The sequence below is a fragment of the Mesorhizobium cantuariense genome (genome assembly GCF_042647205.1).
Lineage (GTDB): Bacteria > Pseudomonadota > Alphaproteobacteria > Rhizobiales > Rhizobiaceae > Mesorhizobium > Mesorhizobium cantuariense.
This window is the reverse complement of record NZ_JBHRVD010000001.1, coordinates 265,770-290,422: the sequence shown is the minus strand read 5'-3', so window position 1 is coordinate 290,422 and position 24,653 is coordinate 265,770. Positions and strand designations below refer to the sequence as shown.

At 58.5% G+C, this 24,653-nt stretch carries 11 protein-coding genes and 6 pseudogenes; 6 read left to right on the top strand and 11 right to left on the bottom strand.

Going from position 1 to position 24,653, the window contains the following annotated elements:
- Positions 1-21: 21 nt before the first annotated feature.
- The 3 genes and pseudogenes from istA (ACFOJ9_RS01355) to ACFOJ9_RS01345 form a co-directional block, all read right to left on the bottom strand.
- Positions 22-1,563, bottom strand: coding sequence for an IS21 family transposase (gene istA, locus ACFOJ9_RS01355; protein WP_378976576.1), 1,542 nt, complete (start codon positions 1,561-1,563; stop codon positions 22-24).
- Positions 1,564-1,686: 123 nt separating this feature from the next.
- Positions 1,687-2,154: pseudogene (locus ACFOJ9_RS01350) on the bottom strand (IS481 family transposase); the annotation flags it as partial.
- Positions 2,155-2,414: 260 nt separating this feature from the next.
- The gene (locus tag ACFOJ9_RS01345) at positions 2,415-2,807 is read right to left on the bottom strand and encodes a 4'-phosphopantetheinyl transferase family protein (RefSeq protein WP_378987487.1); all 393 of its coding nucleotides are present in this window, start codon (positions 2,805-2,807) and stop codon (positions 2,415-2,417) included.
- A gap of 697 nt (positions 2,808-3,504) precedes the next feature.
- Here ACFOJ9_RS01345 and ACFOJ9_RS01340 point away from each other — a divergent pair.
- Positions 3,505-10,575 carry an amino acid adenylation domain-containing protein gene (locus ACFOJ9_RS01340; RefSeq protein ID WP_378976574.1) on the top strand — a complete coding sequence of 2,357 codons (7,071 nt, stop codon included), beginning with the start codon at positions 3,505-3,507 and terminating at the stop codon, positions 10,573-10,575.
- A 379-nt stretch (positions 10,576-10,954) separates the two neighbouring features.
- Here the strand turns inward: ACFOJ9_RS01340 and ACFOJ9_RS01335 are convergent.
- A pseudogene (locus tag ACFOJ9_RS01335) lies at positions 10,955-11,551 on the bottom strand (transposase); the annotation flags it as partial.
- Positions 11,552-11,746: 195 nt separating this feature from the next.
- On the opposite strand from ACFOJ9_RS01335, the pseudogene istA (ACFOJ9_RS01330) reads away from it, so the two are divergent.
- Positions 11,747-12,504: pseudogene (gene istA, locus ACFOJ9_RS01330) on the top strand (IS21 family transposase); the annotation flags it as partial.
- Here istA (ACFOJ9_RS01330) and ACFOJ9_RS01325 read toward each other — a convergent pair.
- From ACFOJ9_RS01325 to ACFOJ9_RS01315, 3 genes are all read right to left on the bottom strand, one after another.
- Complete coding sequence (locus ACFOJ9_RS01325; RefSeq protein WP_378976572.1) at positions 12,505-14,583, bottom strand: recombinase family protein; 2,079 nt, start codon at positions 14,581-14,583, stop codon at positions 12,505-12,507.
- Positions 14,584-14,841: 258 nt separating this feature from the next.
- The gene (locus ACFOJ9_RS01320; RefSeq protein WP_378976570.1) at positions 14,842-15,318 is read right to left on the bottom strand and encodes a helix-turn-helix domain-containing protein; all 477 of its coding nucleotides are present in this window, start codon (positions 15,316-15,318) and stop codon (positions 14,842-14,844) included.
- A gap of 167 nt (positions 15,319-15,485) precedes the next feature.
- On the bottom strand, positions 15,486-15,773 hold the full coding sequence (locus ACFOJ9_RS01315) for a DUF5372 family protein (RefSeq protein WP_378976568.1): 288 nt from the start codon (positions 15,771-15,773) through the stop codon (positions 15,486-15,488).
- A gap of 26 nt (positions 15,774-15,799) precedes the next feature.
- Here ACFOJ9_RS01315 and ACFOJ9_RS01310 point away from each other — a divergent pair.
- Both ACFOJ9_RS01310 and istB read left to right on the top strand, forming a co-directional pair.
- A pseudogene (locus ACFOJ9_RS01310) lies at positions 15,800-16,579 on the top strand (Mu transposase domain-containing protein); the annotation flags it as partial.
- An 11-nt stretch (positions 16,580-16,590) separates the two neighbouring features.
- A complete protein-coding gene (gene istB, locus ACFOJ9_RS01305; RefSeq protein WP_378976448.1) occupies positions 16,591-17,328 on the top strand; it encodes an IS21-like element helper ATPase IstB in 738 nt (245 codons plus the stop codon).
- Positions 17,329-17,452: 124 nt separating this feature from the next.
- Here istB and ACFOJ9_RS01300 read toward each other — a convergent pair.
- Positions 17,453-18,023, bottom strand: a pseudogene (locus tag ACFOJ9_RS01300) (transposase); the annotation flags it as partial.
- A gap of 40 nt (positions 18,024-18,063) precedes the next feature.
- Positions 18,064-19,167 (bottom strand): annotated as a pseudogene (locus tag ACFOJ9_RS01295) (TrlF family AAA-like ATPase); the annotation flags it as partial.
- On the opposite strand from ACFOJ9_RS01295, the gene ACFOJ9_RS01290 reads away from it, so the two are divergent.
- Both ACFOJ9_RS01290 and ACFOJ9_RS01285 read left to right on the top strand, forming a co-directional pair.
- Complete coding sequence (locus ACFOJ9_RS01290) at positions 19,131-19,466, top strand: hypothetical protein (protein ID WP_378976566.1); 336 nt, start codon at positions 19,131-19,133, stop codon at positions 19,464-19,466. The pseudogene ACFOJ9_RS01295 and the gene ACFOJ9_RS01290 sit on opposite strands and share 37 nt — an antisense overlap.
- A 1,066-nt stretch (positions 19,467-20,532) precedes the next feature.
- Complete coding sequence (locus ACFOJ9_RS01285; RefSeq protein ID WP_378976564.1) at positions 20,533-21,345, top strand: helix-turn-helix transcriptional regulator; 813 nt, start codon at positions 20,533-20,535, stop codon at positions 21,343-21,345.
- An 889-nt stretch (positions 21,346-22,234) separates the two neighbouring features.
- Here ACFOJ9_RS01285 and ACFOJ9_RS01280 read toward each other — a convergent pair.
- Positions 22,235-23,077, bottom strand: a complete 843-nt coding sequence (locus tag ACFOJ9_RS01280) for a 2OG-Fe(II)-dependent halogenase WelO5 family protein (RefSeq protein ID WP_378976562.1) — start codon at positions 23,075-23,077, stop codon at positions 22,235-22,237.
- Positions 23,067-24,326: a diaminobutyrate--2-oxoglutarate transaminase gene (gene ectB / locus ACFOJ9_RS01275; RefSeq protein WP_378976560.1), complete on the bottom strand. Its 1,260-nt coding sequence runs from the start codon at positions 24,324-24,326 to the stop codon at positions 23,067-23,069. Before ectB ends, ACFOJ9_RS01280 begins: the two co-directional genes overlap by 11 nt.
- Between the last annotated feature and the right edge of the window lie 327 nt (positions 24,327-24,653).

Here is a 24,653-nt window from a genome sequence, read left to right as displayed (position 1 = left end):
TTTCTCTCCTGTTGATGAGGGTCAGTGGAAGTAAGCGCGGCCACGAATGTTGGCGTGGCGCAGGGGCTTTGGTTCTGGCTCCGCGTCCGTGAAGGCACGATCCAGGCCGGTCTTGAGGATGGATCGGATGGAGCAGACAGAGCGGGCCTGGATGGTGTTGCCGCGTCGGCAGGCTGCTTCCAGCCGGACAGCGCCATAGGGCCTCTGCAGGGCCAGGATACCCATGCAGGTGCGGAAGCCCTGCTCGGGATGAGGCCGGGCGGCCATGATGGCCATGGTCAGGGCGGCCGTGGATGGGCCTATTTTCTCCGCGGCGGCGGTGCTCCGGGCCGGCGTCCAGAAGGCGTGCCGCCGATGGGCGCTGGGCATATGATCGGCAAGCGTGGTGTGGTTGCGACGACCGGGTGACTTGGCGTGGCTAGCAACCCGTTCGCCCTTGTAGAAGGCCTCCACGGTGCGATCGGCGATGCGGACATCGACGAGTTCGCGGATCAGGCGGTAAGGCACGGAATACCAATTGCCGCTGGCCTCGACATGATAGTCGGGCGCCACCCGGCAGCGCTTCCACACAGCGAAGGCATAGGGTTCGGCCGGCAGCGGTCTCAGCGCCGGGGCGTCCACGGAGGCAAACAGTTCAGCTCGGCTCATGCCATAGGCCCGCATGATCCGCCCATTGAGATCGGCGACCAGTTCACCAATCGCCTGGTTGAGCTCGACCAGGCTGAAGAAGCGGTGATTACGAAGGCGCGCCAGCACCCATCTCTGGGCGATTTGCACCGATACCTCGACTTTTGCCTTATCCCGAGCCCGATACGGCCTGGCTGCGAGGATGGTGGTGCCGTAGTGCCGGGCCATGTCCTGGTAGGTGCGGTTGATGCCGGGATCGTACCGATCTGGATTGGTCACAGCCGCTTTGAGATTGTCGCACACAGTGATGGCCGTCGCTCCGCCAAAAGAGGCGAACATGCCGACATGGCAGCCGATCCAGTCGGCGAGCCCTTCGCTGGGCCGGGCTTCAGCATATACATAGCTCGAGGCCCCCAACGCGCCGACGAACAGCTTCATCGCCTGGGCTTCACCCGTTATCGGGTCGATGACATCGATGGTGTCGCCAGCGTAATCGACGAAGACCTTCTCACCGGCGGCATGGCGCTGGCGCATCGTCGGCGACACACGCTGCTTCCAGGCCTCGTAGTGCTCGCAGAACCACGAATAACCGTAACCGCCCGGATGCTCGGTCCGATATTCCTGCCACAGCAAAGCGCGTGTCACCGCCGGGCGCCGCAGTTCACGATCGACATGGGCCCAGTCAGGCTCAGGGCTGCGATCCACTGCCGTCGCGGCTGGCTGGCCCGGAAACAGCCGTCGTTCCAGTGCTGTGTCGCTTATCGCCTCGGGCAACGGCCAGCCCAACCCAGCTGCCTGAGCCCGACGCAAGTAGTCGCCCACGGACCCTTTGCTGATGCCAAGCGAGGCAGAAATTACCCGGCTGCTCAGCCCACTCTCGTACTTCAGTCGCAATAGTTCGCGTATGCGGCGCATCGACAATCTTTCGGTCGGCATCTGGCTTCCTCGTTAAAAAACGAGACAAGCCATAGCTCGCTCAGACTGTCGGTCGAGGCCCCTTCACCCGCGCTTCAACGGTGCCCACGATCCCGTGGAATGGCTGCCCATGATGGCGTGGAATTCGCAGGCCACGAACAGATAGAGCTTGCCCTCGGCGGTTTGCACCTCGGCAATGTCGATATGGAAGTAGCCGATCGGATAGGCCTTGAACCTCTTTTTGGGCTGCTTGTCGCCTTCAACCTCGGGCAGCCTCGAAATGCCATGGCGCTGCAGGCAACGATGCATTGACGAGCGCGTCAGGTTCGGGATCGTCGGCTGGAGCGCGTAGAGACAATCATCCAGCGGCAATAATGTGTACTTGCGGAAAGCGACGATAACGGCCTCTTCCTCGATCGTCAGCACCGTCGACTTCGGGTCTTTGGGTCCAGTCGGCAGGTCGGCGACCGAAGTCCGGCCCTTCCACTTGGCAACCGTCTTCGGGTCGATCCCGTAGCGCTTGGAGAGCTTCTTCAGGCTCTCTTGACTATTTTGTATTGCTCGACGGATTGCCTCTGTCGTTGTGGCGCGCCCATGCAGAACCTGGCCCATAGTGCCTCCTTCCAATCCAAGGAAAATATCGCACCATTAAAGCTCGGGATCAAACAACTAGCCAGGTCGATCTGGACAGCTCCAGCGAGACGAAGATTGCGCCAAGATCCACGCGGACAGCGGCTTGTAGCTCGGATTGATCGGCGGTCGAACGATGCATGAAGGGCCTCCAAAGAGCGAGTTGCGATGGCCCACTCTGCCAGAGTGCGGGCCCCGATCCACTCCCCATGGGATCTGCCGGGGCGGCTTTGCAGAAACGGTTAGGATGCGTCCGCAGATCGGCACATCGGCCAAGCGTCCAACTGTGATGGCAGGCTGCGCAGAATTATCTGTTGGGGATCATGCGAAGCTAGGTGCCCTACCAGTTGCCCGCAGACTGGGAGCGCGTTGAGATAATATTGCAGGTCGCCAAATTGCACGGTCGGCTCATCCCAACTCGTATGAAGGCCTCGCGGCTCTTCGTGAAGACCAAGACCTGTGCATTTCAGTACGGCCTCTTTCCTTGTCCACAGCTCCAGGAACTTTCGCGCAGACAGCTCGCACGAAATCCCTTCAAAAATCGTTGCCTCTTGAGAGGTCATAATGTGGCAAGCTAACTGCCGGCAATTTGCCAAGGGGCGCCAACGCTCAATATCTATTCCAACCAAGCCCATAGCTGATAAGGCGACGGCGGACCAATCCTGACTATGAGACTGGCTCACTTCAATGTCGTACGCCGGCAACTTGGGTTTGCCGAAGCGCGAAACGGTTATCTGGAGATCCCTCGGCGGAACATGCAAGTGCGCAGCAAGGATAGTTCGAAAAGCAAACTTGGCCTGAAGATATGAAAGACGCAGATCTGTGTGACGAATTTTTTCGGCCCGTTCCAACTCAGCTGGGGTCAGTACCTCACGTAAGTGCCATGTTGGGATCATCAGCTGGGAATGCCGGAAAATCCAAACATTGATTGTGCCCGTCTGCCCGTTCGAATACATGCGTCACAGCGCGTGAATCGCTCCACCACGCGTCCTTGCCTGATCAGCGCAACGGATGAGGTGCTGATGCTCTGCCCGTTTACAGCCCGCAGCTGCCTTAAACCGGGAGCACTTCTACACTGCCTACGGGTCGCGATGTGTTAAGATGTTTGAAACGCAATTCAACGGTCGTGAAATCTCTTTGTGTTCCTTGAGTCATTTTTTAAGTCTTTCTTTCACAATTTACATAGAACATTCACACTCAATTCAACTTCTGAAGAACTTAGTATTTCGTAAGAACTAATATTTATCATGAGTAAAAATAAGTTCCTATAGTGTTAACATCCATTACCGGAAAAAGCATGTAGCCTCTCCGCATTACAAGTGGGAGAAAGCAATGGATTATGTCACGCGTCCGCTGTCACATGGCCAAATGGGCCTTTGGCTGCATCATCAAAAAAGGCCAACCGGTAGTGAATACAATCTGCCGGTCGAGCTGTGTATCAAGGCACCGTTCGACATTGATGCCTTGCGGCGCGCCCTCCAGTCATTGACCGACCGGCATGAAATGCTGCGCACGACCTTTCACCAGGACGGCGAGTACGTCGTTCAGCACATTCATGAGACAGCTCCTCTGAGCTTTCGTATCGTTCGGCTGCAAGGTGTCGACGAGACGGACTCTCATCAAGCTATCGCGGCGGAAGCTCGCTCGCCTTTCGATTTGGAACATGGGCCGGTGTTTCGCGCTCATCTGTTCATCTGCGGTGCCACGAAAGAGGTTCTCCTCCTTAATTTCCATCACATCATTTCCGACGCATACAGCATTCGCATCTTCCTGCTCGAATTCGGCCGCCTCTACCAGGCGTGCTGCGGCAACACGAACATGCCGGATCTGACCACGGCGACTTCTTACGAGGAGTTTATAGCCTGGCAGGAGCGCCTCCTTGCCGGCGACGATGGACAGCGCATGTCGGCCTATTGGCGCAGCCAGTTTGTCGACCACGACCCCGACCTGGCCCTCCCGACCGATAGACCACGCGCCGCACTTGCCTCGCACACCGGTTCAGTTTTCTCCCTAGATATTGAGAGGCCACTGGTCGCCCGCTTGGAGCGGCTGGCGCACAAGGAAAAGGTAACGCTCGCCACAGTTCTGCTCGCGGCCTATTACGTCCTGCTGCATCGTTACGGCGACCAGGACGACATCACGCTGTACGTGCCACGCCTCGGTCGCCCGGCAGGAAATTTTTCGGGGACCTTCGGCTACTTTGTAAACCTGGGGGCCCTACGGCAGGATCTTTCCGGGAATCCCGTTTTCCTCGATCATTTGCAGCGGGTGCGTCACTTCATGCGCTGCGCGCGCAGCCACGAGTATTTTCCTCTCCCCCTTCTGCTGGAGAAGCTTAAGCTCACCGCTGCACCTGATCGAAATCCGCTCGCGCAAGCTGTTTTCAACTTTACTCCGGAGGCGGTGAGTTCTCTTGGCTTCACGCCTTGCGACGTGGATCTCTCCGGCTTGCCTGCGCAAGTCCGATTTTGCGAGACCGATATTTGGATCGATCTTGACGTCCGAATCCTGGCCGGCAAGGAAGGCGTCCGCCTTTACGTCGTATACAATACGGATTTGTGGGATCGCAGCACCATCGAGCGGCTGGCGAAGCACTATTATCTGTTGCTTGAGGCGATTGCAGATGCGCCAGCGCGACGGATAGGCGACTATAGTCTTCTGACGCTAGAGGAAGAGCGTCAGCTTCTGCACGGTTGGAACGAGACAGCAGCCCCTTTTCCGTCCGACGTTTGCCTGCACAACCTGATCGAAGCGCAGGCTGCCACTTTCCCAGACAATATCGCTGTCAGCTGCTCGTTCGAGGCCCTCACCTATGCCGTGCTTGAGCAAAGGGCAAACAGGCTCGCCCGTCATCTGATTTCAAAGGGTATCCGCCTGGGGGACGCGGTCGGCGTTCTCGTTGAACGTTCGTGCGATCTCATTGTCGGCTTTCTAGCGGTCTTGAAGGCAGGGGCCGTCTATCTTCCTCTGGATCCAAGACTCCCACCCCAGCGCCTGCGCTTCATGGTGCGGGACGCTGGCGCCTCTGCCGTCATCAGCAAAGCCGAGCTTAAAGACCAGACGTTCGGGAAAGCGCTGTCAGGGCTAAACATTGAAGGTGCGAATGGATGCGCAGTGGTTCTCTTAGACAAGGACCGGACCGAAATTGCTCTGCATGAAGTCACGCCTCCGCACTGCCCCGCCGGCCCCTCCGATTTGGCCTATGTGATCTATACGTCCGGTTCCACGGGTCAGCCGAAAGGCGTCATGATTGAACATCGCAGCGCCTGCAACATGGCGGAGGATCTAAAGAGCACCTATCAGCTTGGCCCGGACAACCGAGTATTGCAGTTCGCTTCCTGCGGATTTGATGCATCGCTGTTTGATTTCATACTGGCCTTATCTTCTGGTGGTCGATTGTGCCTAGCGCCTCCATCAGCGTCGCTGCCTGGAGCAGAACTTGTCGAGTTCATGCGCCGTCAGCGCATTACCGCCGCCGGTCTTACGCCGACAGCGTGGAACTCCTTGCCGTCGACTGATCTTCCTGATCTCAAAGTGATCAAGTCCGGTGGAGAGCCATTGCCGTGGAGCCTCATTGAGCGATGGGGTGAGAAGCGCCGCATCTTCAATTCCTATGGGCCTACCGAAACGACCGTTTATTGCATAAGGACCGAGGTGAAAGCCGAGGGGCAAAGGCCATCCATTGGCCGCCCCGCCATCAATACCAAGGCTTACATCCTTGATCGCTATGGTAATCCCGCACCGGTTGGCGCCATCGGTGAACTCTACATCGGGGGCGTCGGCATAGCCCGCGGCTACATTAATAGTGATGAACTCACGCGCGAGGATTTCCGGCCAAACCCGTTCGATGGTGAGCCGCAATCCAGGCTCTACAAAACCGGGGATCTGGCCCGCTACCTGACAGATGGCACGATTGAGTTTCTGGGCCGGAAGGACGGACAGATCAAGATTCGCGGGATGCGGGTTGAGTTTGCCGAAATCGAGCGGTGCCTGATGGGGCACGAAGACGTCAAAGCATGCTGCGTGGCGCTCACAGGCAGTCCCCGTGAAAATGCTAGCCTGACAGCCTATGTGGTGAGGCGACGGGGAGGTTCGAAGGATACCGATAAACTGCAGTCGCTTCTGCGCGCCGCGCTGCCTGGCAACATGATTCCCTCACAGTTCGTGTTCCTCCCGCAGCTACCAACCAATCGTAGCGGCAAGATCGATCGGCGCGCTCTTCCCGAGCCGAGAAACGCCTCGAAACTGAAGACGGCAACTTTACCGACCGGTGGGTTGCAGACGGAACTGGCCGAGATTTGGAAGGACGTGCTGAAACTGGACTCCGTCGGCGTTGAAGACAGTTTCTTCGATGTTGGCGGACATTCGTTGGCTATCGTCCAGGTTCAGGCACGTATCCACGATCGTTTGGGCATTGATTGCAAGATTCTGGATCTGTTCGAGCATCCCACCATAAGAACGCTCGCTGCGCACTTGGCCCCAATTCCACCCGGTCCTCGCCCCGCTCAGGACTTCAATAGACCAATTCGCGTGGCCGCACTCGAAAACGAGCCCAAACAGGACCGCAAAGCTGTTGCGATCATCGGTATGGCGGGCAGGTTCCCGGGGGCCGGGAACGTCGATCAATTCTGGAGCAATCTGGTCGATGGCATAGAATCCATCGCAGATCTGGATGAGAACACCTTGCGAGAAGCTGGCGTCGATCCCGACACTTTGGGCAAGTCTAATTATGTGCGGCGCGAAGCTGTTATCAGCGGAATTGATATGTTTGACGCTGCATTTTTCAGTGTCTCGCCTAAGGAAGCAACCTGGATGGACCCGCAACAGCGGATCCTACTGGAAACGGCATATCAGGCGCTCGACCATGCGGGATACGGGTCGCGCGAGACGGCAGACGGCCGTGTCGGTGTGTTTGCCGGCGTGGGGGCCAACCACTATCTCTCTGAAGGTGAAGTAGGCCGTGACCTTCTTGATTCAGAAAAGTTACAGATCCGCATTCTTAATGGCCACGATTTCACGGCGACGCGTATCGCCTATAAGCTTAACTTGAGGGGCCCATGCGTGTCAGTTCAGACGGCCTGCTCCACTTCGCTAGTTGCCGTCCACCTCGCTTGCCAGAGCCTGCGCAGCAATGAATGCGACATGGCACTGGCCGGTGGTGCATCGATTTCCCTGCCTCACGGAAAAGGCTACCTCCATCAAAAAGGCCACATTTTGTCTCCTGACGGCCACTGCCGTGCGTTCGATGCTAATGCACAAGGAACCGTGAGAGGTAGTGGATCTGCGGTCGTCGTCCTCAAGCGGCTGAGCGATGCCTGTAGAGACGGCGATTATGTCTGGGCAGTCATACGGGGTTCCGCCATCAACAACGATGGCGCTGGCAAAGTAGGTTTCACCGCCCCCAGCGCCGACGGACAGGCTGCGGTGATTCAAGCTGCCCTCACCGATGCTGACGTCTCTGCCGATACCATTGGTTATGTGGAGGCGCATGGTACGGGAACCTATCTTGGAGACCCTATCGAAATCTCTGGCCTGACCAAGGCTTTCCGTTCCCAGACCGCAAAGAAGCAATTCTGCGCAATAGGTTCAGTGAAGACAAATATCGGCCATCTCGACGCCGCAGCAGGTGTAACGGGATTGATTAAGCTCGCCACAATGCTGAACAAGAGCGTCATTCCCGCTAGCCTACATTTCGACATGCCCAATCCTAATATCGACTTTCAGGAGAGCCCGGTGTTCGTAAACAAGACCTGCACCGCCTGGCCCAAGGTTAGTGGCCCACGGCGCGGCGGCGTCAGCTCATTTGGCATTGGTGGCACCAATGCGCACACGATCGTCGAGGAGGCTCCGCCGCGAAGCAGTGGGCAAGGCGGTCGCAGGCTGTACGTCTTTCCAGTATCGGGGGCGAGCAGGCCGGCACTGACCGAAACGCTCCGGCGACTGGCCGGCTTTATGCGCCGAAGCGATGTTCAGCACAGCGCAGCAGATATCGCATACACCCTGCAAAAGGGTCGAGCCGATCTCAGATATCGCTCAAGTTTCGTCGGATCCGATATGTTGGAATTAGCCGACCAACTCGATCAGGCGGCACTGCGGGCGGGCGTATCGCGAGAGGTTTCGAGCAGGGAACACCGCATCGTATTCATGTTTTCCGGCCAAGGTGGGCAGCAGATTGGAATGTGTCGGGAGCTTTATGAAGAAGAGCCGGTATTCCGCAGCGCCATCGATGAATGCGCAAACTGGCTTAACGAGTTCGCACATATTGATTTCCGCCCGCTGCTCTACTGCGAAGACAAATCTGATGGCGAGCTCGAGCCTCAGCTGGAAGCCGTCATACAGCCTGTGATCTTTGCTATGCAATATGCAATGGCGAAGCTCTTCATCTCCTGGGGTATTTTCCCTGCAGCTGTGATGGGCCACAGTATCGGAGAATATGCAGCCGCTCATATTGCGGGCATCATCTCGTTACCCGATGCCATTCAACTGACATTGATCAGGGGACAGCTAACGTCGCGTGTGCCTGCCGGCGGGATTGTTGCAGTCAGCCTGTCGCCCGAAGAACTCCAGCCTTATTGGAACGAACGCCTTTCATTGGCAGCAATAAACGGGCCACGTCAGTGTGTCGTTTCTGGGCCCGCATCCGAGATTGCGGCGTTTTGTGAGCAATTGCAGACGATGTCCATTGCTAGCAAACGAGTACAAGCAAGTCATGCCGTGCATTCATCACTGCTCGATCCAATCCTTTCGGAGTTTAGGAGTCATGCAGAACAGGTCGAGTTGCACGCGCCTCAAATACCGTTCATGTCGACGGTGCTCGGTGACTGCCTTGAGGCGGACGTGCCACTTGATGGCAACTATTGGGTCCGCAACCTGCGCGAGACGGTACAGTTCCATCGGGCTTTCGATCGGCTGGTGCAATCGGGCCACGAGTTGTTCATCGAGATGGGGCCTGGCGCAGCCCTGACCACACATTCCAGACGATTAATGTCAAGGAGCGACTCGCGCAGCCTCGGCGCCTTTGCAGCGTTGCCAGGAGGCGATCTTGGGCAAGGCGATCGGGTGAGACTGTTACAGATGCTTGGCAAGCTCTGGACCCGCGGCATTCGCATCGATTGGTCTGGCCTGCACGACCACCAGCGCCCGTATCGCACCCCCCTCCCCCCTTATCCTTTTGATCGCAAGCGTTATTGGCTCAATGCGGTCGAAACCAAGGAGCAGGGACAAAATGCCGGTTTGAATCGACCTGATACTGCGGCCACATCCGCCGATGCCCTGACTAGAAACGAAGAACCACGCAGCTCGATTGTGGTTGAGACGGCTGGCGAGGCAGCTTTGGACCGCCAAATCGCGGCGGTCTATCGGGATATTTTGGGCTTGGATGACGTTGCCTTGACCGACAGCTTCTTCGACCTCGGTGGCGATTCATTGAGCGCCTTAAGCGTAATCAATCGCATCGAGCAGCTCACGGGAGAGAGATTGGCCGTCTCTCGGCTGCTGGAACACCAGACACCAAGAGGGCTCGCGATAGCCCTGTCGAAGACCCATGGAAGCGCGAGTCCGAGCGCATTGGTGTCGATACAAACTGGCGGTTCGCGGGCGCCACTATTTTGCCCCCACCCTTTTGGCGGACATGTGCTCTTCTATACGCCTCTTGCTAAAGCATTGGGCGCAGAGCAACCGCTCTTCGGCCTGCAGGCACGCGGTCTGAACGGTGAGGCAAGACCTCAGCTGAGCATTCCGGAGATGGCGCAGGATTATGTTGAGGCCATCAAGAGCGTACAGCCACGCGGCCCTTACCAGCTCGTTGGCTTGTCCATGGGCGGCAGCATTGCTTGGGAAATGGCCTGCCAATTGCGCGATGCTGGCGAGGAGATAGCAATAGTTGGGCTGCTCGACGCCAAAGCGCTTCACAAGCCTGAAGAGTACACAAGCAGCCGATATCATCGCTTGCTCGGCAACAGCCCCATTCCTGACTCGTTGAGCGAGCAGGTGGTTATATTGAGTGTGCTTTTTCCTGCATTGAAGAAACATTGGAGAAAGCTGAAATCAATCAAACGCGAGCGTCAGGTCACGGCCTTAATCGATTTCGGAAGGCAAGTTGGCGATGTCTCAGAAATGAGCGAAACGCAACTCGATCATCTTCTGGCAGTTGCAGAGGCAAATAGAATTGCGCTGCGTGATTATATTCCTCGGCGCAACGACAGCAGGTCCGTTCTTTTTGCGGCCAAGAGGGGGCTGCGCATATCCACCAATGAACCTAATGGCGATCTTGGGTGGAGGCAATTCGCGCGGGGCCGCCTGGAAGTTCACGAGGTGCCAGGTGACCATTACACGATGGTCGCTCCGCCTCATGTGAGCGTCCTGGCAAAGAAGCTTAATAATTATCTAAATCGAAGCGATTAAGCGAGGGCGCTGGCAGCACACTGGCAAACAGCATTCGGCGACTTGTATCCGGCCCAAGCAGCTATGGGCTAATACATCCCGTACATGAGGTTGATGCTCCCTCGGCGGATGAGACCATCTGCCCTGGTTTGTCGAAGACCTAAGGAGAGCAGCGATGGAATATTGCGTTGGATTGGACGGTGCGCCGTGGCGGCGCGGGAGGTGAACATGGAATAGCCACCTCTCAAGCCTGCTGATTTTCGACCGGCGGCTGCAATGCCGCCCCGCCTGCAGGAGCAGCGGGCGGAAGGGGATCGAGAAGCTCGACCGGGCGTCGCCGGTTGGGTGTCATAGCAGATCGGCCTGAACTGTACCGGTCGACCGTGAACAATAAGACGGCTCAAACCGGGCGTTGTTTTGGGCGGCACTGGCAGGTGGCGAGGAGAAAGGCCAAAAGAAGCCTGAACCAGTTGAGCAGAAGCGAGAAGTTGTAGCCAGCGGCGGCCAGGATGGCTTTGATGGCGTCGCCGTGCTGGCCCGCGAGGTAGTTTCGGTCCATGCGGTGCTCGTTCTTGATATGGCCGATGACGGGTTCGACCGCCGATCTGCGGCGCACCTGGCGTTTGATGGCAGGTGTGACGCGGCGCTTCTGGCCAGCGGTGAAGACCCTGAACTTGTGGCCGTCTGGGGCGTTGTGACCGCGATATCCGGCATCAGCGAGAATGCGGCTGATTTCGTTGCCGATGGTCTTTTCCATGTCTGGGATGACAGTTTCGAGCGTATGACCGTCATAAGGGTTGCCGGGCAGAGATTTGGCATGCAGGGCGAATTGGCCACCCTTCGAGCGCTGCAGCGTGGTGGCGATCGAGACCTTGACGCCAAACTCGTAAGGCCGGTGCGGCTTGCCCTTGCCGATGCATTCAACCTCCGGCGCATGCAAGCTCCACAAGGTGCGACCGCGCTGGCGGGGGCGGAAGTCCAGAACGGTCGCGGCCTGATTGCAAATTCCGAGGGAAGTCGCCCCCCGATTCCGAGATGATGTCGCCCCCTCGTTCCGAGAATTAACCGCCCCCTGATTCCGAAATGATGCCGCCCCCTGGTGGCGGTGTTTGGGCCGGGTGCTCTGCTGGTGGAATGTTTCTTCTTTTGGGTTGTCCAGGGAAGGAACGAAATGCCTGCGGAGAGAGTGACCATGCGGCGTGTCCGCGAGATTTTGAGATATCGATTTGAAGAGGGCCTTGGCCACAAGGCGATCTCATACCGTGTGGGCGCAGCGCCCTCGACGGTGCGCGAAACGCTTCGCCGGGCGGAGGCTGCCGGCCTGGCCTGGCCGTTAGGGGATGAGATCACGGACGCGGTCCTGGAGGCTGCGCTCTACAAGGCGAACGGGACGAAGACGGGGCACCGCCGCAGCGTGGAGCCGGACTGGGCTTGCGTGCATCGCGAGTTGAAGCGCAAGCATGTGACGCTGCAGATCCTTTGGGACGAATACATCGAGCGTCACCCCGATGGTTACCGTTACAGCCGTTATTGTGATCTTTACAGAGGCTGGGCATCCAACCTGCCGGTGACGATGCGGCAGAACCATGCCGCTGGCGACAAACTCTTCGTCGACTACGCCGGCGACACTGTGACCGTGGTCGTCGACCGGCTGAAGGGCAAGACGCGGCAGGCGCATCTGTTCGTGGCCGTGTTGGGGGCGTCGAGCCTATCCTATGCGGAAGCGCGCTGGAGTGAGACGCTTCCGGACTGGCTGGGGTGTCACGTCAATGCACTGGAAGCGTTCGGCGGCGCGCCGGCTCTGTTGGTTCCCGACAATGCCAAGGTCCCATCATCAAGGCCTGCCGCTACGACCCGCAGGTAAACCGCACCTATGCCGGCATGGCCGAGCATTATGGCAGTTCGGTGCTGCCTGCCCGGCCGAGACGGCCACGCGACAAGGAGAATGTTTCATAATGAGTCCTGTCCGGTTGATGGAGCGGTAATTAAGGCACGGCGGGCGGGAACGGCGTTCGGGCCCGGGCGGCCTTTGATAATCGTGAGGTCGGAAGGAATATCCCACAGACCACGGTTGAGATTGTCGCTGTAGACTTTGGTGATAAGCCCCTGGCGCCCCCATTGATGCACCGCGGTCTCGGCGATAGCGAAGTGTTCGGCCACTTCCTGGGTGGTGAGCATACCACAATCGCGCAGTCGCTGGCGCCGACTGGGCAGGTTGTAGGCTGCCCGAATGAAGGCGACCTTCTTGAGATTGAACGGCTTGCCTTCCCAGGTCTGCAGACCGCGTTCATTGAAGATATCGGCGATCTCGCGATCGCAATGACGGTCGAGCAAGCGGTCTACATCGGCGACGAGCTCAGGCTTGAACTTGCGGATCTGGGCGATCGGCAAGGGCCGGTCGAGCGTCAAGGTGCGGGTCGCTCCGCCGGATAGTCGCACGTTTGCGACAATCGTCTCGGCCTTGACCAAGGTGACGTCGGCGACCAGCAGACGCAGGATGCGCTTGCGCTCACGCATGTCGATGCGGGGATCGCTCCAGATCCGCGGGAACTGCTCGGCAAGATCGCGGACGCGTTGCTGCGTCTCGGCATCGAGGGCAGCGGCTTGCTCGGGCGCGCGTCGTTCATAGTCCTCGACGACGTCGGTGTGGAGCCGCAGCTTCTCGTTCCACTCGGCCTCGAGAGTGTCGGCAACGAGGCGATTATCGGGATCGACCTTCATGTAGCGGCGCCGGGCGAGCTCGGCGTCATGACGCGTCCGCTCGATATGTTGTTGGCGCAAAGTGTCCGTCTCGGCGGCACGTGCTTCAAGCTCGCGCTGCACCGCCAGGGTGACGTCAAGGGTCATCGGCGTCATCAGCTCGACAAGCAATGCACCCACCGCCGGGTCGACGACTTTGCCGGGCACGGACTGGCATACCTTGCCGCCACGGCGGGTGGCGGTCTCCTGGCAGATATAGGTCGGGACGGGTTGGCCGTGCTCTTGGCTATAATGAACTCCCATGCGCTCGCCGCACAGGCCGCAGAGAACGCGGCCCTGCAGCAAGGCGGATCCTTCGCGCACCGGCCCGGCGTGGCGCTGCATTCCATAGGCTTGTGCATTGGTGGCGAGACGCTCCTGGTTGGCCTTGAAGCGCTCCCAGTCGATATAACCGGGATGCATGTCGGGCATGACGAACCGCCAGTCAGCCATATCCACCTTGATCTGCGAGACGCCGCCGCCCGGGCGCGGCCGTCCACGCGTTCGACCGTAGACGAAGGCGCCGGCATATCGCGGATTGTGCAGGATCTGGAGGATACGGGCGTGTCGTGGCGGCGCCCACATCAGCTCGCCTTTGTGCGGTCCCTTGCGCAGTCGTCGCGGGAACAAGATGCCTTCATCGAGGAAGAACTTGACGGTTCTGGTGGCGCTGCCCAGACGCTCGAAGGTCGTGAACACCATGCGGAGCGCGGCCTGCACCTCGGCGTCCGGGTCGAGTGCGAGGGTGCCATCGGTCAAGTAGACCAGGCCCACGGGCGGCCCTATCTTCAGATCGCCGCGGCTTGCCTTGTTGAGTTGGCCGCCGCGCATGCGAGCCTTGAGGAAGTGCAACTCCGCTTCCGACATCGTTCCTTTCAAGCCCAAAAGAAGCCTATCGTTGAAGCTGGCCGGGTCGTAGACCCCATCCTCATCGAGGATGAGGGTGCTGGTCAGGGCGCAAAGCTCAAGCAGCCGGTGCCAGTCCGCGGAGTTGCGGGCCAGGCGCGAGACCTCCAGCCCCATGACGACGCCGGCCTTGGCGAGCGCTACTTCGCTGACCAGTTCCTGGAAGCCGTCGCGGGCAACGGCGCTGGATCCCGATTTGCCCAGGTCGCAGTCGATCACGTGGACGCGTTCGGTCGGCCAACCGGCGGCAATGGCGCGATCACGCAGCCCATACTGTCGCTGCGTACTCTCGCCGTTCTCGGCGACTTGTCGCAGCGTAGACTGACGGATGTAGAGGTAGGCGTCGCGCCGGAGGTGATCGGCGGTGACTTTGAGGTCAGGCATGTGCTGGCTCCGCGGTTAGCGTGACAACAAGGCTGGCAAGGATGAGGGTGAGCTCGCTGGTGGCGATCGCGCCTGCCGACGGGGGGCGATGTACCAGGCAAGGCGGCGTAAAGTTGGGTGTTGTCGTTGGGGCCTTGATCCAGGCGACCATGCCTTGACGGCGCAGGGTTACGAGACCTGATCCGGTGATCAGCCGGGCGCTGAGCACCGCGGCGCGCAGTTGTTCGTATGTGCCGACGAGGCTGGTCGCGCGGACGGTTAAGGCAGATCGAGTCGTTTTTTGGGCGCCACGGCCCGCTCCAGACTTCGCCGGTGCACCCTGACGCCAAAGCGTGTGGCGATAGCGTCTACACATTGCGGCACGGTGAGGTCGGGCCTCGTCGTCCTGAGTTGGTCGATGTAGGCGAGGACCTCGGCAGAGATCTTGTGGCCGCCCTTTGGCCCCCGCTGCTGGGGCACCAGCCCGCCGAGGCCGTGCTCGGCCAAGGCGCTCTGAGCTTTGTAGAAGGTCGGCCGCGAGACCCCGAAGGCGCTGGCGACGTCGCTGATCGGCACGCGATCGGCCTGATGGCGGCGCACCATCTCGTAGCGGACCTGCACAAGGTCCCTGGCATCGAAGAAGGGATTGCCGGCAAACAGCGTGTCGCGCACGGCCTCGGGGTGAGGGTTGAGCGCGCCGTCGCGGGCCAAGGCCTCGGCCTTTGGGTCGCGTCGTCCTGGCTTTGGCTTCGCCATGACAATCATCCAAATTGATTCGTAAATATAAATACGCCTTATATGATGAGACGTCAAACAGGCTCGCTTCACGATGCCTGAGATGAATCCGGCAACTCAGGGCACATCTGCGGTATTCGAGCAGGCATTGCGGCGTAATTTGCCTTACATCAGCGGCGTATTTAACCTTACGCATCCTCCGCCTCCCCCGGCGCAGAGACCCGGTCCAGCAGCGTGAGCAAATCCAATAGGTCGGCCGTCCGGAACGCCGCGCGCCCGGCCGCGACGCGCCGGAATGCGTCAGGCTGCTCCATGTCCGTCATTGCGGCGGCAATCGTGGGCAAGGTCCCGTCCGCCGCCCGGTAGATCACCCGGTCGTCGCCCCAATGCGGGCTGCGGCTGATCATGTCGAAGGTCTGGCCTTTAAGCGGGTGGAATGGGTGAGTAATGCGGACCGTGAGGCCGGTCGTCCCCATACGGGCTGCAGTTGACGGCTTTATCCAAAGCCAAGGTCGAGGCGGCGGTGCGGATTGTCGAGCGCTGGCTTCTTGGTCGCCTGCGCCATCGTGTCTTTTACAGCCTGGCTGAGGTCAACGCGGCGATCGGCGAGTTGCTTGCCGATCTGAACGATCGCCGGGTGCTGCGTCGTGTCAATCGTACGCGACGGCAATTGTTCGAAGAGATCGACCGGCCCGTGCTCAAGCCGCTGCCGGTTGAGCGCTACGTCTTTGCTGAATGGCGCATTCGGCGCGCCGGCCTCGACTACCATGTCGAGATCGACCGGCACTATTACTCGGTGCCATACCGCTTTGCGCGGGAGCAGATGGAGGCGCGCATCACGGCGACCACCATCGAGCTGTTCCGCAAGGGCGAGAGGATCGCCGCCCATCTGCGCTCCAGCGGCAATGGGCGGCACACGACGGTGTCGGATCACATGCCTTCATCGCACCGCCGCTTTGCCGACTGGACGATCGAGAGGATCACCCGGGAAGCTTCCGCGATCGGCCCCGATGTGGCGTTGCTGTGCCAGAAGATACTGGCGGATCGGCCGCATCCCGAACAAGGCTTCCGCGCCTGTCTTGGCGTCATCCGGCTCGTCAAGGGCTTCGGCCGCGAGCGCGTCAACGCCGCCTGCGGCCGGGCGCTGGAGATCGGCGCCCGGACTTATGGTTCCGTCCGCTCAATCCTCGACAATCACCTCGACCGGGCATCGTCGAGCCAGGCGACGACTCGCGAGCCCATCGACCACCCTAATATCCGCGGTTCCCGCTATTACCACTGAAGGAGAATGACATGCTTGCACATCCCACCCTCGACCGGCTCAACACCATGGGCCTGACCGGAATGGCCAAGGCGTTCAATGAACTGGCCGCCAATGCCGAAGCCGAACAGCTATCACATGGCGAATGGCTGGCGCTGTTGCTCGACCGGGAATGGAGCTGGCGCTACGATCGCAAGCTCGGCGCTCGCCTGCGCTTTGCCAAGCTGCGCCATCAGGCGGCGCCTGAAGATGTGGACTATCGCGGTGAGCGTGGCCTCGATCGGGCCCTGTTCATCAAGCTCATCGCCGGAGACTGGATCGACGCTCACGACAATTTGGCCATCTGCGGCCCATCAGGCGTCGGCAAGAGTTGGTTGGCCTGCGCGCTCGGCCATAAGGCCTGCCGGGATGACCGGTCCGTTCTCTATCAGCGTGTCCCACGACTGTTCGCCAATCTGGCGCTCGCCAGAGGCGACGGTCGTTATGCACGTCTGCAGAGAACCCTCGGACGCGTCCAGTTGCTCATCCTCGATGACTGGGGCTTGGAGCCTCTCAACGACCAGGCCCGGCACGATCTCCTCGAAATCCTCGAGGACCGCTATGGGCGACGCTCCACCATCATCACCAGCCAGCTGCCTGTGTCGGCGTGGCATGACGTCATCGGAAATCCAACCTATGCCGACGCAATCCTGGACCGCCTCATTCATAACGCCCACCGCATCGATCTGACGGGCGAAAGCCTGCGTCGCAAACAAGCGCAAAAAGCTTGACACACGGCACGTACGAAATGACAACAATCACAGCCAGCAAGCCCTAGCCCCAGGGGGCGACATCATCTCGGAATCGGGGGGCGCAATCATGTCGGAACAAAGGGGCGGCTTCGTCGGAATCGGCAGCCTGATGGAGCGATCGTGCGAAAGCCGCCTCGAGGCCTCCATTGCCGGCAATCTTGCGACGGATGTCGCGAACCGTGCGACCCAGATAGGTCTTCAGCTTGCGCAAGGCCTTGTTGGCTCGCTTGAATTGTTTGGCGTGCGCATAACGCTGATGCTTGATCAACGCGAACTTACCCACGCGGACATAGGATTGGCGCAGCCTGATGCCATGCTGCTCAGCCAGCCGTACCAGCCGCTCGCGAGCGCGATGAGTAAGCTTGGCGTCGGTCGGGAACATCACATTCTTCGGCTGCACGGTGGTGTCGACGGTCACCTGGCGCGTATCGGCTGGCTTCATCGCGCCGGTCTTGATCGCGACCGCAAGGCTTTCCTGCAACAGTGCCCCGATCCGCTCTTCACCCATGCGATCGCGCCAGCGCGTCATTGACGAGCGATCGAAGGGCGGCGTGTGGCAGAAGAACTCTTCGCCGCAAAGACTGAAAGTAGGGGTTCTCCACCCAACGGGCGCACACCTCGTCGTCCGACAGGTTGAACGTGTGCTTCAGGATCGCAAGGCCCGCCATCAAGAGCTCCTCGACAGACGCAAGGCTGGCCCCTTCTATGGCCGCTAGGCGGCGGTGGAACGCCGTTCAGCTTTCGCACCTCGCCATCCGCCCACGCGATGTAAGCTACCAAGCTCTGATCGACATTGCCCTTGTAAGTTAACAGGAAGTCGTCCCACTGCTTAGCGTCCAGGAAGCTGTTGGCATGTCGCGCCTGGGTTTGGCGGAGCATTTCCGGTGCGCCAGTGGCGCGCATACTACGGGCCTCGTCCTGCAGGGCTACGAAGGCACGGCGTTGATTTCCGAGGGTTTGGATCCTGTTCCGAAGATTCTGAGCCACGGCGCTAAGCTGGGTGTGGCGGGCAACCTGCGCTTCGGTTCCTTTGACGACGAGCTTGGCCCGATCGGCCGCGTAGTCCGCGATTAGTTTCGTTTTCTGCGCGACTTGCATAGATAATGTGGCGACAAGGGTTTCCTTCTCGAACTCCCCGGCGATGCGTTCTGAGACGTCCGAGATCGCCCCAGCTTCACGACTGCGTGCTTGTTGAAAACGTGCAGTCTGCTGGTCGCGCAGGTCGGCGAAGTCGGTTGCCCAGTCACGATCTTCTTGTGAATGGGACTCGAAGATCACGCGCTCGATCTCGTCCACAAGACCATCGGAGACACCCTTAGCCGAGCAAAGCTCTTCAACGAACTGCTGGGAGAGATAGCGGGCGCGTGGAAAGGAGATATGGCCGTTGGCGTCGCTGCCGTTGAGCGAGCGAGTAACCTCGGCGCCGCCGCCCCAGGTGAGCGTCGCCGTCGCGCCTCCGATCAGCCTGCGCGCCCGTGCCAAGAAGGACGGACTGATATTCTCGTCAGCGTTCCAGCCGGAGGGCGCAATCGCATCGCAGCCTGCCGCAATGACATCTGCCAAGGCCGTCTTGCCAGATCCCCGCGCCCCGATAATGGCTACAAGGCCCGGGTTGAGGTGGATAGAAGGTGTGGTGGCCCAATCCGCGCCGTCGATAACGACGTGCGAGATGACCTGCGACGGCATTGCCGATCGAGGCGGTTGCTCGCCGACGAAGGCGCGACCCTCTGGGTCGATGCAGGCTTGGCGGAGAGCATCGAATTCCAAAGCGCCTTTAATCCATGAAAAGCGATTATCGACTGGCTGGCCAACATGGCGACATCTGGTTGCGCGAGGACTTCAGAGGCCGCGGACTCTCTACCTATATTGGTGGCATCGCATTCGGATTGGCATGGGCCAAATGGTCGCCGGACTTCATTTATGCACTGGTTGCCGGCTGGCACATCGAAAAAGGCGTTGTCGACCGCTATGGCTATCTTCACCGCGAGCCGCACGGATCAGTCCTGCACTTGCCTGCGCACGGGATACATGACGACGATTGGCTCGTTTGGTTGACGCGAGACGAACTGTTGAAAATGCCGCGTACTCTCATGGTAGACCGCTTTGGACGGCGCTGATTGAACGCTACCAGATGCAACTTGAGATCGCCCAGTCCTGGGTAATGGCAAGGTCCCGAATCTTGGCAACCGATCCCGTCCAGGAATGAGCCTCAGGGACTATCAATCGATTACCTCACAATGTCCATATCGACCAAGCTGGAAAGGCTGTGCAGAGGCGAGATCAGTGTCGGCGTGCGCAGCTGGCCATGGGTTCTGTGAACTCAGTATTCGGTCGCGAACTCCGCATTGGGACTGCCACCAATTCGGCTAGCTGTTGGTCCTACGCAGCAGTGTTTGACTGCAACCAGAGTTGGGGCTGGTCAGCAATATTGTTGCGGCACCTTCTGCAGCTTTGCCTGCTGGACATGGCTTAAAAGCTGCATCTTCAATCGGGCCAACTGGCGTATTTTCGCCGACGGATGAGCTCCGAATGTTGTCGTCGACAGAACTCGGCATATACCTTCTCGGAGGCCTCGCTCCAAGAAGCTGTCCCGCGGGACGTACACGTGATCCCGGTATGACGTCGGTTCAAACAATTAGGGTCGCACTACCCAGGAACTGACGTTGTTGCTTTACCTATGGAACTCCATAAAACGCGGGGATTGCTCGCGGGGCTATCGGCGGGCGGCGCGGGAGCTCCGTCGCATCTCAACCGGGCTGCCACGATTGTTCAATAGATTGGCTCAAAGCACAATCAGAGTCTATCATTATTTCTCAATGTTGCGTTTTAATATTGCTTGGGTCACGTATTGCACAACATCATCACTCAAATTCAACACTGTTAACTAGTATATCTGTCATTCCATATCAGATCACACGCGACAGAAATGTGTGTTTTTTGTGCTACAAACCTAACAGTCTTCATACATATGACAAAAAATTTTAAGTTAAGTAAACCCTTCTAGCCTCACCGCGATGGTAGAATTTTGACGATGCAGGCCTAACAAGGACGACGTGCAGACCCGACATACTGCCGGCAGTTTGTGCGCCAGTGACGATATCCGGGGCAAATGGCTACGGAGCAGAGATAATGGAACGCCCGCCGATAGCTGCGGTCTGTCAACTTCGAGGGCTGGCAACAAGAATGCCCGACCAGCCTTCTTTGTTCCCATCGATGCATTTCCCCAAGGCCGCCAAAGAGGTCTTTACGGTGGAACTCGGCCGGTATCTCGATCAGGCGGACGCCGCTGCTCAGTCCGAGCAGTTGTTCGACCTCTTATCTGCCTTTGCCCTGAATCTTGATTGCCCCTGGATCGCCTACGGCTCTCTTGCACCCGATTTAAAATCTTTAAAGCCGGCACGACCCGAACCGACGATCATGCTGAACTATCCCAATGAATGGCGAGAGCGCTATTTCGAAATGGGTTATGACAGGATAGATCCCATCATCAAGACAAGCCGACAGCGAACGATCCCCTTTCGATGGAGCGATGTGTACAACGACGCGAACACGACTGAAGACGAACGGCGTGTTTTCGATGAGGCTGCGACGTTCGGCTTAAGGTCGGGCATCAGCGTTCCATTGCATGGCCCCAAAGGCCGCTTTGCGTTCATGAGCTTTGCTCGACCCAGTGACTACGGATTCCAAAATAGAACAATCACATACTTGGAGCTTGCTGCAATCCATTTCGATTTGAGGGTGGCCCGTCTCACTGATTCACGCTCTGTTAATGAATACCCCGAAATGTCCGCAAGAGAGAAAGAATGTATACTGTGGACGGCACGGGGGAAATCCTCGTGGGAAATAGGAAAGATTATTGGGATATCCGTGAATACTGTTAATTTCCATATAAAGAACGTAATGCGTAAGCTGGATTCTGGCAACAGAACGGCCGCCGCGATAAAAGCGCTGAACTTTGGAATTATTGGTGCGCAAGACGTAGCTGGCAGCTCCTGATATTTCATCTGATCGCGAAGAGTATCGGCGGTTGCTGCCCCGGTTCCCTTCTCTGGACCAGGGGGAGATAGAGTTTCCCTGCCTTTTGCTCTGAGACCGAAGTTTGGAGCGCCGGAGGCTGGAGTTTTCCGGCTTTTGCTCTGAGACCGAAGTTTGGAGCGCCGGAGGTTGGAGTTTTCCGGATGCGATCAACACCGAAGACCCTCAGACTCGCCGCCGAAGTTGATGGCTTTTCTCGGCCTCGTCCCGAGAGAGCGCTCGACCGGCGACCCGGTCCACAGGACGAGCCTTACGCTCGCCGGCAATCAACGCGCCGCCGCGCCCTGATCGAAGCAGCGTGGACTTACCGCTATCCCGCCAGGGTCAGCGGGGCAGCCCGGCTCGACGGGCTGCCCAAGGCTGTCCGCGATACTCCTGGAAGGGGGCTGTTCCGGCTTTTGCGACGCTATCGTAGTCACAGCGACGCCGGCAAGCGCGGGTAGTCGGGGCTGCGACCGCACGCGAAGTGGCCGCCTTCTTGTGGGCCATCGGCAGGAGGTCGCACCGTCATAGCCGGTCTCCACCCAACCCGCTACACAGTGCCGGGGATGCCACAGCAGGGGACTCCCGGCTAGTTATGTGGCCCGAGCCGATGCGCACCACGCCCGCCCTCTTGACCGAGGAAACCCGAGACGAACACGGAAGGCGGTAGCGACCCGCGGATGAGCGTCTGATCAACCGTCGTCTTTTAGCTCCACCCCTGCCTGCAGCCTCAGCCGATCCGAGCGCTTTGCGCAACCTGCCAAGCAGCCGATCTCCTCTTCACCTTGACAGGGAACATCACAGGCTGAAAAAATAACTAAAGTTCCCCTTTTTCGAGGGATATGATACGTGGCTGCGACATCCAATGTCAGGTCCACCAGAGAATAAGATCCCGCCGCGCAAACCCGAAAAAGCTGTTCAGCACAAGACGACGCCTTCCGTTGCCTGATTGACCTGTAACTCCGTGGACGAATCCGCCGTCGATAAGGCCGATGTCCCCGGCCTTAAGCTGGAGGTCGCGAAAAGGAACGGTTTCAAGATAAGCCGCCGAGTAGGGATAACCTGTAGCCTCCACACCCAGTGACTTTCGGTCGGTGACGGTCGGCTTGTGGCTCCAAAGCCGCAGGTTTCCACCCTCCTCGGCCATGCTGGGATAGAAGTTGAGCGCCGCTACGATGTTGTTCGCCACCGCAGGAAGCTCGTAATCGTTCCCGGCATTAAGGACTTGAGCGACATCATCGTGAGGCTCCAGGGCATACGTGCCCCCGCCAGACCAGCTAAGAGCGCGACAAATATTAGCCTGTCCATCCTCCGACCGTGCCAGTCGCAATTCAATGCCCTGGTCGTGCAGTTCGCGCTTCAACGCGTTGAACAAACCGCGGACCGGATCAACCAAATTGCCAAAAAGCGCGTCGACATGCGGCTTCGCATTTTTTGCCTCTGCGAAATAGGTGGCTGCATCCTTCCTGTAGTGAGATGCACCGACATATTCTCCTGGAACGCCATCTTTGCGCTCCTTGCGGCCTGGATTGCGAATAAAGTTGGCGGTGATCTCGTCGGCTACTTGCGTGCTGAATGCTTGCTTGATGTGCAGACCGGTGGTCTCACCTTTCAGGACCGAGATGATCTCCGCAGTGCTGATCGAGCCGGTTCTTTCTCTGAACATAAGAGGTGAAATAGCTGGCGCCTGAAATACCTGGTTAGTCTCCATTGACTTGCTCCTGTAGTGCGTGATCAAGGATCGCGATGCCACGATCAAGTTCGTCCTCGGTGATGGTTATCGGCGGGAGGACTTTGATAACGTCGCGATTTGGCCCTGAAGATTCGATCAGCAAGCCATTTTCGAACGCGATATCGTGCACACGGCTCACAGCGGCCGATGAACGGCACTTGAGGCCGGCCATCAGACCGCGGCCGCGCTTCTGTTCAATGCATTTGGGAAATTTCGCAATAAGGCTGTCGAGGTGCGTTTGCAGCTTGACGGCTGTCCGCTCGACGCCTGCGGTAAATTGTGTATCTGACCACATTTTGCACATAGCCCCTGCCGTCACGAAGGCGAAATTGTTGCCTCTGAAGGTCCCGCTATGTTCTCCAGGATTCCATATGTCCATATCGGGGCGAATAAGAACAATGGAGAATGGACTACCTGAACCGCTCAGTGACTTGGAAAGGCACACTATGTCGGGTTCAATTTTCGCGAACTCGAATGAGAAAAACTCGCCCGTGCGTCCCGCACCTGCCTGAATGTCGTCGACGATCAAAAGGACGCCGTGCGCACGGCAAACGCGCTGAATTTCTGTGAGCCAGGCTGCAGATGCGGTGTTGAGGCCGCCTTCTGCCTGGATGGTCTCCAGAATGATTGCGGCTGGCTTTTCTATGCCGCTCCCCGAGTCACTCAAAACATAGTCAATGTAGCTGGCCGAATCGAAAGCTTGGTTCGGATAGCCGTCATAGGGAACACGGATCACGTCGTGGCGAGCAACGCCGCCCAGCTCCCTGGTTGACGCCGAACCCGATACCGCCAGAGAGCCGAGCGACATACCGTGGAACGCATTCGTGAATGCCATGACGCTCGAGCGGCCGGTATATTTTCGCGCCAGCGCCAGTGCCGCTTCATTAGCGTTTGTACCGGTCGGCCCTGGAAACTGTATCTTGTAAGAAAGCCCTCTTGGCTTCAGGATAGAATCGACAAACACTTCGATGAATTCACGCTTTGCCGCAGTATACATGTCAAGGGACAATAGAATGTTCCCGCCGACGAGATATTCGATTGCTGGCGCCATAATGGTCGGATTGTTGTGTCCGTAGTTGAGCGCGCCGGACCCTACAAGAAAATCGATAAACGGCTTGCCGGACTCGTCCCAGATTGTCGCCCCAAGCGCCTTCGTAAAGACTGCGGGAAACGACCGCCCATAGCGACGAACGTTGGACTCATGAGCCATGAAGATGTCGGTATTCATGTTAGGGTTCCCTTGAATTTAGGCGTCGCATTTAGCGAGAGGTGACTAGAGCGTTTGGTTGGGGTCGGTTGTTCTTTCATTTCCTAGAAGATTGGATCAGTCCGGACGGGATCAGGACGGTCGGTGATTTCCGACAGTCTGGTTTGTAATGCCGACTTGCTCGGGCAAAAGGTATTCGCCACACAATGGAGATAGGGCTTGCGCGGCAGCTCACCGTTGCTCTGCGTTCCAATATCTAGATTTTTCGGGCAAACGTTGATACTACGGCATCTGGTAGTTGACGCACTTGCTTGTGGCCCACCCGCTTGCCTGCCAATCAGATCAGGC

Excerpts from the sequence above, each read along its gene's own strand:
- istA (WP_378976576.1), bottom strand. The coding sequence starts at position 1,563 with ATGCCGACCGAAAGATTGTCGATGCGCCGCATACGCGAACTATTGCGA.
- ACFOJ9_RS01315 (WP_378976568.1), bottom strand. The coding sequence starts at position 15,773 with ATGGGGACGACCGGCCTCACGGTCCGCATTACTCACCCATTCCACCCG.
- ACFOJ9_RS01280 (WP_378976562.1), bottom strand. The coding sequence starts at position 23,077 with ATGGAGACTAACCAGGTATTTCAGGCGCCAGCTATTTCACCTCTTATG.
- ACFOJ9_RS01325 (WP_378976572.1), bottom strand. The coding sequence starts at position 14,583 with ATGCCTGACCTCAAAGTCACCGCCGATCACCTCCGGCGCGACGCCTAC.
- ACFOJ9_RS01285 (WP_378976564.1), top strand. The coding sequence starts at position 20,533 with ATGCCCGACCAGCCTTCTTTGTTCCCATCGATGCATTTCCCCAAGGCC.
- istB (WP_378976448.1), top strand. The coding sequence starts at position 16,591 with ATGCTTGCACATCCCACCCTCGACCGGCTCAACACCATGGGCCTGACC.
- ACFOJ9_RS01340 (WP_378976574.1), top strand. The coding sequence starts at position 3,505 with ATGGATTATGTCACGCGTCCGCTGTCACATGGCCAAATGGGCCTTTGG.
- ACFOJ9_RS01320 (WP_378976570.1), bottom strand. The coding sequence starts at position 15,318 with ATGGCGAAGCCAAAGCCAGGACGACGCGACCCAAAGGCCGAGGCCTTG.
- ACFOJ9_RS01345 (WP_378987487.1), bottom strand. The coding sequence starts at position 2,807 with ATGGGCTTGGTTGGAATAGATATTGAGCGTTGGCGCCCCTTGGCAAAT.
- ACFOJ9_RS01290 (WP_378976566.1), top strand. The coding sequence starts at position 19,131 with ATGAAAAGCGATTATCGACTGGCTGGCCAACATGGCGACATCTGGTTG.
- ectB (WP_378976560.1), bottom strand. The coding sequence starts at position 24,326 with ATGAATACCGACATCTTCATGGCTCATGAGTCCAACGTTCGTCGCTAT.